General features: G+C 39.0%; 10 protein-coding genes and 3 pseudogenes. 9 read left to right on the plus strand and 4 right to left on the minus strand.

The genetic code is table 11. The features are described 5' to 3' along the window. The 3 genes and pseudogenes from FTV32_RS09610 to FTV32_RS09620 form a co-directional block, all read left to right on the plus strand. A pseudogene (locus tag FTV32_RS09610) lies at positions 1-75 on the plus strand (IS6 family transposase); the annotation flags it as partial. 52 nt (positions 76-127) lie between these two features. After that, a pseudogene (locus FTV32_RS09615) lies at positions 128-307 on the plus strand (recombinase family protein); the annotation flags it as partial. A 235-nt stretch (positions 308-542) separates the two neighbouring features. Then, positions 543-1,064: a hypothetical protein gene (locus tag FTV32_RS09620; protein WP_075167584.1), complete on the plus strand. Its 522-nt coding sequence runs from the start codon at positions 543-545 to the stop codon at positions 1,062-1,064. A 223-nt stretch (positions 1,065-1,287) separates the two neighbouring features. On the opposite strand, the gene FTV32_RS09625 is transcribed toward FTV32_RS09620, so the two are convergent. Then, entirely contained in the window at positions 1,288-1,752 is a 465-nt protein-coding gene (locus tag FTV32_RS09625) for a hypothetical protein (protein ID WP_160241753.1), read from the minus strand. Between the two features lie 418 nt (positions 1,753-2,170). Next, positions 2,171-2,512 (minus strand): annotated as a pseudogene (locus FTV32_RS09630) (integrase core domain-containing protein); the annotation flags it as partial. Between the two features lie 628 nt (positions 2,513-3,140). On the opposite strand from FTV32_RS09630, the gene FTV32_RS09635 reads away from it, so the two are divergent. The 3 genes from FTV32_RS09635 (at position 3,141) to FTV32_RS09645 (ending at position 5,376) form a co-directional block, all read left to right on the plus strand. Beyond that, positions 3,141-3,713, plus strand: coding sequence for a LexA family transcriptional regulator (locus FTV32_RS09635; protein WP_005180682.1), 573 nt, complete (start codon positions 3,141-3,143; stop codon positions 3,711-3,713). Beyond that, positions 3,710-5,008, plus strand: a complete 1,299-nt coding sequence (locus tag FTV32_RS09640) for a DUF4113 domain-containing protein (RefSeq protein ID WP_016658936.1) — start codon at positions 3,710-3,712, stop codon at positions 5,006-5,008. Before FTV32_RS09635 ends, FTV32_RS09640 begins: the two co-directional genes overlap by 4 nt. A 158-nt stretch (positions 5,009-5,166) precedes the next feature. Continuing rightward, complete coding sequence (locus FTV32_RS09645) at positions 5,167-5,376, plus strand: hypothetical protein (protein WP_016658935.1); 210 nt, start codon at positions 5,167-5,169, stop codon at positions 5,374-5,376. 179 nt (positions 5,377-5,555) lie between these two features. On the opposite strand, the gene xseB is transcribed toward FTV32_RS09645, so the two are convergent. Then, positions 5,556-5,750, minus strand: a complete 195-nt coding sequence (gene xseB / locus FTV32_RS09650) for an exodeoxyribonuclease VII small subunit (RefSeq protein WP_005180690.1) — start codon at positions 5,748-5,750, stop codon at positions 5,556-5,558. Continuing rightward, a complete protein-coding gene (gene xseA, locus FTV32_RS09655) occupies positions 5,740-7,005 on the minus strand; it encodes an exodeoxyribonuclease VII large subunit (protein ID WP_168408621.1) in 1,266 nt (421 codons plus the stop codon). The genes xseB and xseA overlap by 11 nt, the downstream gene beginning before the upstream one ends. Positions 7,006-7,338: 333 nt before the next feature. Here xseA and FTV32_RS09660 point away from each other — a divergent pair, with 333 nt between their 5' ends. The 3 genes from FTV32_RS09660 to FTV32_RS09670 are packed head-to-tail and all read left to right on the plus strand — an operon-like array spanning position 7,339 to position 13,503. Next, positions 7,339-8,013 carry a hypothetical protein gene (locus tag FTV32_RS09660; protein WP_160241755.1) on the plus strand — a complete coding sequence of 225 codons (675 nt, stop codon included), beginning with the start codon at positions 7,339-7,341 and terminating at the stop codon, positions 8,011-8,013. Beyond that, complete coding sequence (locus FTV32_RS09665) at positions 8,013-10,286, plus strand: hypothetical protein (RefSeq protein WP_160241756.1); 2,274 nt, start codon at positions 8,013-8,015, stop codon at positions 10,284-10,286. Before FTV32_RS09660 ends, FTV32_RS09665 begins: the two co-directional genes overlap by 1 nt. Next, on the plus strand, positions 10,270-13,503 hold the full coding sequence (locus FTV32_RS09670; RefSeq protein ID WP_168383601.1) for a site-specific integrase: 3,234 nt from the start codon (positions 10,270-10,272) through the stop codon (positions 13,501-13,503). The genes FTV32_RS09665 and FTV32_RS09670 overlap by 17 nt, the downstream gene beginning before the upstream one ends. Positions 13,504-13,550 lie beyond the last annotated feature (47 nt).

The following is a 13,550-nucleotide window of genomic DNA, read 5'->3' on the forward strand; positions in this document are numbered from 1 at the left end:
GGACAAGCATCGTCATTTTATTATGGTCAGCCTCAGGGTGAAGTGTGTCTAATCAACAGGGTTTTCGGTCTCTAAGTACTTTTTAAAGGGAACATCATCGACTCAAATCTCTATTTGCAACAGTGCCATAAAACTCGCCTCTGCTCAGGGGAAGTACAAAGGTCGGGTGCATAAACTAAAGCCTGACCAAGCTGAAGCTTTACGACAAGCATGGAAGGAGGGGAAGTATCCATCGAAAATGGCATTAGGGAAAGCTTTTGGGATTAGTCGTCAGGCGGTATACCGATATTTACAAGTTAGTGAATAGCTTATTGGGATTAGCAACTAAATTTAGTTTAACTTATAAAAATCATGAAACACTGTTCGAATTTTAAGCGTGGAACATGAATAATCAATAAAAAGCCGCTCTGGTGCCCTATATTCCAGAACGGCTTGCTTTAATATAATGATATTTAAAGAGAAATATCAAGCATTACGTATAAGGTGTATTATGTTAATTTTAGAAAATCTTTATATATCAGCATCAATTTTTTAGGATTAAAATGTTAGTTAAAAAAGAAAGATTAAGACCACTAACAATTAAAGACAATGTATGGACCGGAATTTTTTCTGCTATTTTAAGTATTTTGTTCTTATTTACCAATGAATACGAATTGGCCTTATCTTGTGCACTGATTTCAGGATTTACATTACTATTTGCTTTGTTCAGAAAATACATAAATGATGTACTACCACTTTCGATAAATTGGTTATTTTTTTTATTATTACTCTTTGCTGGAATTTCGACAGGCGTAACAATAGCACAAGATATTAATCAATCAGCACAGCAAAAAGAGATGTGCGGTCAAGTCGAAAATATTTATATTCCGCAGCGTAGAGGAATAGAAACCTTTGATTTAGTTAATAAGCAACAACGTTTGAATGGATTACCTTATTTTAGATATAAAAATCAGATACACGAAGCAAGTAATCAAATTTGTGTAATCTATTCACATGCTGAGAAATGGAATAAAAATCCTTATATCCACATGGTAAAAGCAAATCAAACAGGATATTCAAAATAATTAGATTTTTTATCTTTGTGCAAAACCGAAATAACCTTATACGATATAAACATCCATAAGCCTCTATTTAACATAATGGATATTATACGAAATGCATAACCTATAATTTATACTTATCAGTAAGTTAGTAAGCCTAGTTCTATTTCAGTTCTAGGCTTTTTTATGTTCCACGCTATTTCGGACGTTTTATAGGCATATTTGATACTTTATGCCAATCATTTTCCTACTTTTTAGCTTTGTAGTTTTTTAAAGCTGCACGCTGTTTATTTAATTCATCTACTGAATTTTGACTTATTGCATTTAGTGCTGCCATAGTTACAATGTAAGCAGCATTTTCTTGAATTAGTGTTGTTCGCTCTTGTTCGTAACGTATCCAGCTTTGGTGTTCAGAATAAACATTAATTCCTTGAGCCTCATATTCTTTAGCTTTTAATCTAACATTTACTGCGGCAGTAGTTTGATACGGAGAAATTTGTGACATAGAGACTATGTCAACTGATGCATTTGCCGAACGTAATAATTTGCAGACCTTATCATAATTTTCAAATACGAAACCTTTCTCTTTGATTGTTCTAATCAGTGATTGATTAGTTGTAAAATCAATTGAACATTCGTCTTTTGCATAAGTTTGTGTTGTTGAAATTAGTAAAATTGATGATGCTAATGCATACTTTAGAGCTTTAATCACTTTATATTACCAGTTGGTTTATAGAAATATTTAATAAAAAAGTATCTAAAATTAGACAATTAATTGTACTTTTATTTAAAATATTGTTCCAAGCGAAATATGACTTTTTTAAAAGTTCTTAGCTATTTTTAAGTATAAAAAAACCCGACCAGGGATGATCGGGCTAAAAAATAAACTACAGCACTAATTTCTGAAAGGAATATAACATAAATCACAAAAAAATAAAGATGTGAGCGTTCCTTCACAGGTCGGGCTAGTTGCCCTTCGGGTCGATACATTCGTATCGAGCAAAGCCAACATCCCTAACGCAAAAGCAAAAGCACTGGACTATATATAAGGACTTTCCCTTCAACTTATGCTGCAACAACCAACATCATTGGGTAATCCTCCCATAAATAACCGAAGTTAAAAGTAGAGGTTAAGCAGCCATTAGAGGTGGCCTTCCTTTGTTTGCTTGGTGTGGTCTTTCATAGTTGTAATGCCACAGCCAACTCGTTGCATAATCTTGTACTTCTTCCAGTGTGTCAAATAGATGCTTGCTTAGCCAGCTATAACGTATAGTCCGATTATAACGTTCAATATACGCATTCTGCTGTGGCTTACCTGGTTGAATATATTCAATACGAATACCTTGTTCAGTTGCCCAGCGTACAAATTCATGACTGATAAACTCCGGGCCATTGTCACACCGAATAACTAACGGCTTTTCTCGCCACTCCAGCAACTGATTCAACGTACGAATAACTCGGATTGTAGGTAATGGGCTTTGTTGCACAAAGATTTCATAACTATATGATTTTAAAAGTTTTGATTGTTTTTGATCCAAAATTAAATTTATTTAAATCAGATGCTTACATATTTATGCAACTACATATTTTGATTTCAAATCAAATCTGATAAAACTAAAAATGCAGCCCAAGCACGTTGGGGAAAATCCGCAAGTAATGCTCAAGCAAATCATGAGCACAGCCCGAGTATTACTCAAGTCATGCTTGAACCATGCCCTGAATAGCCACCACTTTCCTAGACAAATACAGCCCAAAGAATGATTTCACCCTGAAAATGCCGACCATGGAAGGGATTCATATGCTGCACCTTTAGCTAAAAGAGGATTCAGCTTACCATTAGTGGTTATTTGCAACAGTGCCCTTTTTCTTATGCACGTGGCATGTTCCCTCAGGTTTGATTTAAACCTTCTGCAGTAGAAGTTGAACCTCAACAGCTTGGGCTGCAAATAATTTTTAGCTCAAGTTTGATTGCTCTAAGTAATCTATAACCACCTTCTGGTGAGATAGATATTCAGAACACAATCCGACGAATGGAGTTGTTTTTTTCCACTGCTGTTTTACCATCTTGATTATGTTACACAATCAAGATGAACAAGTAAAATGGATGAATTTCAGCATGGTGGTGCCCGTGAAGGTGCTGGTCGCAAACCAGTTCATGAAGGCCCAACCAAAGTGATCCGGGTTCCCGAAGCCCGTGTACTGGAGATCAGGCAGTATCTGGATCAGATAAAAAAACCAGCCCGCAATGATGTTGCTTCGATTACTCCGGTTGAAGCCAGAACACATTATGAGATTCCGGTTGCCTTGCAAAAGGTGGCTGCAGGTTTCCCTTCCCCAGCCCAAGACTATATCGACAAGACCCTGGATCTGAACGAGTTCCTGATCCAGAACCAGCAGGCTACCTTTATCGTTGAGGTGGAATCGCTTTCCATGCGCGATGCCGGGATTGATCTGAAGGACAAGCTGATCGTGGACCGCAGTATTGAGCCCAAGCATGGTGATATTGTTCTGGCCCTGATCGACAATGATTTCACCATCAAACGACTGATGATTGAAGGCGACAAACGCTGGTTACAGGCGGAAAACCCGGATTATGCGGATATCCATTTGAAAGACGGTCAGACCCTGCTGATCTGGGGTGTAGTCACCAGTGTCATCAAGAAGTTCAGATGAACAGCCCCGAGCGGATTTATGCCCTGATCGACATCAACAACTGTTATGTCAGTTGTGAACGGGTGTTTAATCCCAGCCTGAATCACCGTCCAGTGATTGTGCTGAGCAATAATGATGGTTGTGCAGTGGCCCGCAGTAATGAGGCCAAAGCCCTGGGCATCAAGATGGGTGTTCCGTTGTTTCAGGTTCAGGACATTGTCCGGCAGCATCAAGTGGTGGTGCTGTCGAGCAACTATGCCCTGTATGCGGAAATGTCCAATCGCTTCCATTCGATTTTGGCCGGTTATGTGGCTCCGCATGAACAGGAAATCTATTCGATTGATGAATGTTTTCTGGATTTAACCAGTTATGCACAGCATTTTGACTTGACCCGCTATGCCAGAGAGATGAAACAGCGGATCTGGGACTGGATCGGGTTGCCGGTATCCATCGGGATTGGTCGCAGCAAGACCGAAGCCAAGCTAGCCAATCACCTTGCCAAGAAATGGCCTGGCTTTGCAGGCGTATGCAATGTGCTGGAGCTGGATTATCTGGATCAGGAAACGCTGTATGCTGGAATTGAGGTGGGTGAAGTCTGGGGTGTGGGACGTAAGCTGGTCAAAAAGCTGAACCAGATGGGCATCCATTCGGTACTGGATCTGGCCATGCAGGATGCGCATCGCATGGGAAGTTTGTTTTCAGTGCTGATGCAGCGCACGGTGCTGGAATTACAGGGCATCTCCTGTTTGCAACTGGAGGATGCTCCTGCACCCAAGCAGCAGATTGTGGCTAGCCGCTCCTTTGGAGAACGGATTACTGAGCTGGATGATCTGAAAGAAGCCATGGGTAAGTATGTGCAAGATGCAGTCATGCGCTTGCGTGCGGATGCCTCGCTGTGTGGCTGTATCATTGCTTTTGTGCAATCCAATCCCTTTGATCAAAACACAGCGTATTACAGCAAATCGTTGGCCTTTGAATTCCCGGAACCCACGGACTGTGTACTTGATCTGATTCATGCTGCGATGCAGTTACTGCAAGGCATCTATAAGCCAGAGGTAAAGTATAAAAAATGTGGGGTGATTCTGACCGGTCTGGTCAGCAAGACCCGCTATGTGCCTGATCTGCTTACAGACCATCGCCAGCGTGAAAGCAACGAACAGCTGATGCAGGCTTTAGAAGCCGTGCAAGCCAGATATGGCAAGACTAAACTGGCAGTGGGATCGTGTTATTTACCACAGCGGAAATGGTCGATGAACCGGACACATCTGACCCAGAACTATTTCAGCTGGCAGGGATTATTGAAAATTACCCATTAAGCCAACACCCCTTTTTAGGTTAAACAGGTGACAATTAACAACCGGACATCTATCCAGCCCCCCTATTGCGGACGGATCGCTGCTGGGAAGATACTCATATCGCTATGGTAAAACATTGAGCTCATCATATTGCAAGCAACTCAGGAGGCTTAAATCGCATGGCTAAAACAACAAAGGACGAAATCCCTGTAGAAGAATCAGCTCAAGCCAGTGAAGTTTCTGACAAAGTAACGGAAGCTAGAGCGTTATTGGGCAAGCAAATGTCCGCAAACCTGATTGCGATCGCAGAACTGACCCATACCCCGATTCCACACATGCAGGTAGATGAACACGGGGTTTTTCACGAGATTCAAAACACTGATAGGTAGACCGGCATGGATTGCAGTAACGGACGGTATTCTCCTGTTCAATCGGTCGAGTGCTCAGATCCGGTTTGATCGTTATCGTTAAGTCCATATTTTTGTACCTAACACATGGTTTTATACAGTTAAGTACAGGAATACGTACTGAACAGACAAAGCGTTTTTATGGTCCTTAGGCTTTTTTTCTATTCCTTAAAGGTGTCATTGAGCGCCTGCTGAACCGCCTCAATCCTTGATTTGCAGGCTTTGTAGGCGGTCATGGATTCTTCAACGATCGCCATCAGGTTATCAATATCCGGTTCTTCCTGCGATTCCAGCAGTTCGGCATTCTTCTTCAGAATCTCGTAGCCCTGTTTGAAACTGAGTTCTTCATTGTTCATGTGTATTTACCTGTGTCACGGTGGCATCAATCATGCCATCCTGGAGTTCGATCTGGAGTTGCTGGCCAGTGATTTGTTGCACTGAGCGGATGGCTTTGCCCTGACTGCGGACAATCGCATAGCCTTTAGCCATCACGTTTCGTGGGTTCTGTAGCAAGGTTTCCCGCATCAGGGATTCGGTCTGCTGTACAGCCTGCCGCAGCTGTTGCTGGGCAAAATACTGGGTATCGCTTTTCAGCAGATCAACGCTACGCTGCGCATCATTGAGCTGGCTTTGTGCCAGGGTTTGGATGGTTTTCAGATACTGGTCATTCTGGCTTTGATAGGCGGTCAGCTGATGCTGGGACAGCAGTTTGATGGTTTGCAGCGCAGTACTGGCTTCATTGACCCGTTCGACAATCAGGTTACGGATCCCGGCGATGACTTTACTTGGGGTATCAAAGGAGCGATGCGCGATTTCATCCAGAATGGTGCGGTCTTTCTCGTGGCCAATGCCCACCCAGATCGGCACTGTTCTTTTACACAACAGTGCAGCCAGATCATAGTCGTTCAGGTACGCCAGATCATTCACTGCTCCACCCCCACGGATGATCACAATTAGGTCGGGAGCGGCCTGGTAATCTTGAGCCCACTGCCTGAGTGCACTGGCCAGAGCCTGCATGATGCTGGTTGGGGCAGTATTGCCCTGGAAGGTGGCTGAATGATAAACGAAGTGGCAGACACCCGCCTGAGCCAGGGCATCGGCATCTTTTTTAAAGTCTCCCAGCCCGGCGGCATTTTCCGGGGCGATGACCAGTACGTTCTGCAAATCAAAAGGTGCCGGTAGCTGTTTGTTGTTATTGAGCAGGCCTTCCTGGGTCAGGCGCTGCAGGATCTGCTGATAGCGTTTGGCAATGTCACCTAAGGTGAAGCTGGAGTCGATATCTTCAATATTGACGGAGAAACCATATTGCGGATCAAATTTGGCTTTGACCTTGATCAGGACATTCAAGTCTCTGGACAGTTCAATGCCGCTTTCCCGTTCAAACCTTAACACGATTTTTTGTGCGGTGAATTTCCACAGGGTGCCTTTACAGCTGGCAATCACTTTATGGCTGTCTTCATCTTTCTCTGCCAGTTCCAGATAGTAATGCCCGCCTTTGATGCTGAGATTACGGATCTCGGCTTTGACCCATACCGCTTCATCGAAAGTCAGCTGGATGACTTCCTGTACGGTGGTCAGGTATTCACTGAGACTGAGTTGGGTTTCTGACATGAAAGAAAATACGGAATGCGGTCATTTGATCCTACAAAATAACAGCTTTCATTGGCTTTGTTGCATAAATATGTAAGCATCTGATTTAAATAAATTTAATTTTGGATCAAAAACAATCAAAACTTTTAAAATCATATGGTTATGAAATCTTTGTGCAACAAAGCCACTCACAAATATAGCTAACTAATAGTGAGTATCTAATCGAGGAGGAAAATTTGAAACTTTCAATAATAAATAAACTTTAAAAACAAGGAAAAAATGATACCTCCTGCCATATTCAAAAACTCTAAATATACGTGAATATTGCTGTATTATTTTTATTCAATAGCACACATGGATCTGACATCTGAACTACTTTTGAAGTTTCCAGCAACACAGATAAGTACTCTAAAAAATTTCAAAAAAAGCAGAATCACCATTCATCCACAAGCGTATGGTTTCAACTTATGCTACTTAAATATGTTTAAAAATCTCACTGCAGATTTAGATATTTCTAATCGCATAAAAGAACTCCATGTGTGGAAAACTTCAGAATTTGATGGCTACTCCATTTTCAATAATATTCACTTATATCTTAGCTATTTAAAGCAAGATATTAATGAAGTCACTTTAATTATTCACAATCAACAATCTTTTTCAGATGATGAGTTAGCATTTCTGATGGAGTTATGCAGTCGTGAATTTATTCAATTCATCAAATCTACAAAATTTGACATTAAGACTTTGAACCCACGAAAAACATTGCACTTGATTAATACACATCTTTCACGTCAAACACTATTAACTCTTAACAAAGGATCATCTTTAAAACCACATCATCAAATGAGTCTGGAACTGCTAGCACAACTACTTGCATGTTCTCGAAATCAACTGAATCAGCGGATTAAAAATATTAATCAACAGCGCACACATATTTTTAATGAATTATCACTCAACAGCAGATGTGTAAAAGAACTCATTGATCACTCTGATAGTTGCCTAAGTACAGAAAAAATTTGGAGATCATAGTGTGGAACGATCTAAACGAGCATATTGATTTGCCAGTTATTTCACTGCAAAAAACACTAGAAAAACTGTTTGGTGATGAGCAATTTGAACGTACGCAACATATCAACTTTGTAGTTAAACTATTGTCTTCTCAACAGACTGACAATTTTTTGGTTGGTCTTAATCTCGATTACTTTGATATCGATGTAGAGTTTGATTCACAGCTGCCGACACCTCTGGTAATCGCTTTCACGAAAAAGGTTAAGATTAGTGATTTACCCATTACGTCATACATCAATTCAATTGCGCAATTATCTGAGTCAAAAACTCATGCGCAACATTGGAATATTCTAGTTTTAAAAGCGGCAATTTATTTAATTGCTCTTCCTGAGCTTAAACCAGAGCTTTTTAAACAAGCACACACAGAACACTTCAATACCGTAAAGCGCTTATTCCAGCGCTTTAGGACTGCAAATAAAAATTTAGATACTGAAAAAAAATATCAAAATACAGAAGAGTATCAACGTCTCTGGAGTACCTATCTTCAAGATCCAACACAGAGCTTAGAACAATTTATTCAACATCTGATCACATTAGATACGGATGAATTGCCGGAGTTTGATCGCAATCTACTCAATGATATTCGCATTACTTTTAACTACGTTTTAAAAAACAAAGCGAAGATTGCACGTGCAAGTATCGATACACAACTTCAACATCAGTTTCTTGATGAAGAACAATTCATTGAAGAAAGTATCGAAATCAAAAAAGGGGCTAAATCTAAAGCACTGAATATAGAAACCTTAATTGATGAGCCGATTAATCGGCAAATTGTTGTCAATCCAACTGACGTCACACCACTCGCAGCACATTCAGAAACGAGTCAAAGCTATGTTCTACCGCTTGTTGCAAAACATATTCAACGCAAAGAACATTTACTCACGTCGAGTAGTTTTTTTCCGAATCCATCTAGCGTGAACCATCTACTGAAAAGACTTCATGTGGACTACTCTGAACATCAAAATAAAAGTGCTTTGATTCTAATGCTCGCATTTTTGACCGGTAATAGTGTGAATGAGTGGCTATATATACAAAGCAAGCGAGCTAAAAACTTAAATAACCGCCAAAAAATGATCAATAAAAATGATCAATTCTTCTTAAACAGTAAATTTAATGTATTTGAAAACCGAGATTTTGAGTATTCAGACAGCTTGCTTAATCAGACGATCTATTTAGACATTCCAATCCCGAATCTATTCATTGAGGATCTCCGCAAAATGGATTCGGTTAGTTTCGATGATATACAGCAATATTTACGCAAATTAAGACAAGAATTATTGATTCCAAAACTGTCTGTCGTAAAGGTGAGTTCTCTACTGCATCATACGGTTCTTGCAAAAACAGGGAATAAACAACTCGCAGATTTAATCACAGGGATTGATGCCAATCAGTCATCATCTATTTCTTATTGTCATCAGAATATTCCACGATTACATGCACAATATGTTGATATTCTAAAATCACTTTGTGCAGATATAGCAAGCACATATGAAAGTTGTGTACCTTCGCCCCCTGATTCAATAATTCATTTTGGTAGTCGTAAAGCTCCAAAACCACAGATCATTACAGAGATTTTTGCTGTATTGAAGTTTAATATTTTTTCACAAGCTGAAGACGATCTGATTGCTATATACAACCACTACAACATCTGGATGTGGCATATCCTGCTTCTTTTTACAGCAGCACGCCCCGTTGCTGAATTCCCTGGATTTCTTAAAAGCTTTAATTTAAAACGCCAAATTTTGATGGTTTCTGACAAAGAAGCAGGCGGTCGCAATGGATTCGGACGTTTAATCCCACTTTGTTCATTTTTAGTTGAAGAGATAAAAAAATTCCTTAAATTTTTAGAATATTTTTCGATTCAAATCATGATGAGTCATCCAGCTTTAAGTGATGCTATACAACAAATAGAAGCAAGTAAGCTGCCCCTTTTGGGAATCATCCAAGATGATGAGTGGAAACCACTAAGTCATTCTACAGTCAAAAATTTCCATCCTGAATTAGGACTTGCTCATGAAAATTGGCATCGCCACACAGCTCGTGCATTTTTGACTCATAAATTTTCTGAACCTGAAATTTTAGCTCTATTTGGGCATGAGCTCATGCAACAAGAAGCAGCACATCCATTTTCCAGTTTATCGCTCTCACAATTTTCTAAAATTGCAGATGTTTTAGAGCAAATGAAAACATATTTTAAAATTACAGGTGTTGAAGATCATGTCATCACGCAATAAAAAAATCTCAGAAAAACGCTATGCTGAAGACAGACGTCAATTCAAACGAGATGAGCCTAAAAAGGACATACGAGCTAATGCAGAACAAGAGCTCCGACAATACTTTGATGAACAAAAATTCTCAAATGAAGACTTAATTCAAGCTTATCCTGCAATTTATGAGTTTATTAAACATAAAGCACCGAATCTTGCCTGGAAAAAATATGCTCATGAATTCTTCCGAACATATATCAAAGACCTCAATAAAAGTAATAACCTAGACCTCCCACTACCTTATCTTACCTTTGAGATGAAACGCGATGAACCAATTTTCACCCTAGATTGGATCCAAGCCGGTCATGAAATTGACATCATCCTCGAAAAACTGTGGGATTACTGGATTCTTGCTCAAGATAGTTCCGCTTTTTCTGATGATGAAATTATTGGGAATATTCTGCTTTGCTCAATGTTATACGGTGGATTAAATCAAACAGCTTCATTAAATGCTTTGCTCGAACATTTAAAAAACCCTGAAAAAATCCAAAAAATTTGCGATTTTAATATCATCTTTTTAGAGCCACTTTCTCGAAGCTATGGCGATCTATTTGTTGATGAAAAAACAATACGAAAATCACGTAATTTTGTTCCAGATCAACTCACACGACTCTGGCTCATTCACTTCAATACAAGACAAATTCGTGACATCAGTCTAGACGTGAATGCGTATCTGCACCTCATTTTTCAAAAAATAAAACATCCATACACCAAAAAGACTTTTAAGTTTTTACGTGACTACGCCAATTTTAATTGGCTACAACTGCAGAATGCAGATGTTGATCCTGCCCTTTCACAATGTTTGTTAGAAAACACACTCACGTGTGGTTTATCAGAACATGAGTTTGAAAACTTTGCATTCCCAAAATTTAAAACTCAATTAAGTGATGAAATCGAACGAAATGTCTCTTCTACAGCCAAAGTCCTACCAGATCTCAATACGTCTGAAGCAGTAGAGAATGTGATATTTATTCATAAAAACTTGCTGAAAATAATTCGCACATCATCAACGGACCAACCTATTGCTGAACTCATTATTGATTTTTGCCTGCGTCACCAAGAGCAGTTTAATGAGTTTTCTAAACGTATTATTTTGTGGCTCATCAGTCTCTATCTACCAAGTTCAGAGCAAATAAAAAAATTATCAGCCACCTTTGATTTTGATACAACTCAGTACACGAAGGTATTTCAAGATAATCAAAAACTCGCAGATAGTTCAATCTATACATATTACACCCGGATCGCAGAACCGTTTTTAACTCATGCCTTACAATACTTCGATGCCGACGATGACATTAATGATCTGCTGAACAAAATCTATCAACAAATCATTAGCAATACACGACTTGCTGATGAAGCAGATCGACCTGAGTTTAAAAAATCTAAAGACCAAACAATCCGGATGTTGAAACGCTTTCACACCTTTCAACAAATTGTTTTTCAAGCAGAAGATTTCGAACTTGAATTTATTGCATCGCAAAGTAGACCTCGTGCACGCATCATTGGTCATACAGCCTTCCAGGTCATATTAAAGAAGTTAAATCAGCTCTTACATGACCAATCCATCTCAGACCATCACTATAAATTATTAAAAATTATTTATATTTTGGCTTACCGTACTGGTATGCGTATTAACGAAATACTCGGGTTACGTGTAAAAGATATCGAGGGTTTAAATCAATTTTCTATCTGGGTTCAACCTTATGGTTCAAAAAAACAAGGGAATCAACATCTGCTCAAAACGGATAGTGCGGAACGGATTGTGCCTGCATACGCTTTGCTAAAAGATGATGAGTACCAATTCTTTAGCGATTTTGTTGTTGAAAAACGCTTAGAAAATAAGAAAAGTTTATATTTATTCAGCAACTTGAATGAAAATAAAAAACTGAATAAACACACTGTCACCGTACCCCTAAAACTGATATTAAATCAGATCTTTAAAGGGCATCATTACTCCTTTCACTCTTTTCGTCACACTGCAGCGAATCATTTATCGCTTTTACTGAACTGTGAATATGCACCACTTGTGCAAAAGCTAACTGACTATAGCGAAAACGAATATCAAAAAATTCGAGCTGAGCTACTTCAAAATCAACATGGACAAAACCATTGGTTTGTTATTGCACATCTCTTAGGACATATAGAGCCAGTTGAAACATTCAAAAGCTATATTCATTTAAGTTATCTCATAGCTGGTCAAAAACTACTAAAACATCATCCAGATATGCCTAATGAATTGGCTAAAAAAATTATGGGCCACAATGCAACGTTTAAAAATTTGAAAATAACAAATGATGAAAAAGACTTTAATTTTGAAAAAAACCAGGCCGTTCTAGCAACTATATTATTGAACGATCAAACAAAATGGCTTCAAAGTAATGCTACTGATATTTTAGATGAACTGTCATTACAAATAGATCAATCCCATGATTTTTTTGCTTTCTTTGTTGGAACAGAAGATTCTAAAATTTCACTTCAACGCTTCTATGAAACGCTCAATATATTGGAGACCACTAACGATCCTAAAAGTGCAGCTCAACGTATGTGCTTACCAGAAGAACTCGTCAATTATTGGTATGAAAATGCCCTAAATTTAGCAAACATTAAATCAAAAAAAGGGAATCCGCGTTTATTTAGTATTGATAGCTCAACCCACTTAAAACCAGCAATGCTTGATAGCGCTGAAGAGCTTCATGCAGTGACTTATTTTTTTGAACATCTACAGAAAATAGCTCGTAAAAATCCAATACAAATTGCATACGTCCTGAATGTATTTTTAAATCGAGTGACCGCATCACATACCGGTATCCATTATCGCTGGAAGAATATCGATCAACTCGAACATTTTTACTCCCAAGTTAAGGCTTTATTTCCTGCCAAATTTTGGCACTTACTTGGACAAGATTTGCAAACAAAGTTAGATGCTAAACAACAGCCTCAACTTTTCAAATTAGCAAAAGCATCAACAGATAAACATCCATCGACTCTAGAAGAGTTTCCTCGTCTACAACTCTACTCAGTAAAAGATGGTCATGCTCTTGCTGCATTTAAATTTTGCTTACATCTAGCATGTATTGGTCGCCCACTACCTATTCAGCTTAATGGATTAGATTACATGTCACCTGATACCGTACATAAGCCTACAACTGTATTCCACCAAGAGGAACTTATTGAAACTGATTAAATCGCCGACTGGACTGCTCCAAGTATCCTAGACACGAGACAGCCTCA

The organism is Acinetobacter sp. YH16032 (assembly GCF_013417345.1).
Classification (GTDB): Bacteria; Pseudomonadota; Gammaproteobacteria; order Pseudomonadales; family Moraxellaceae; genus Acinetobacter.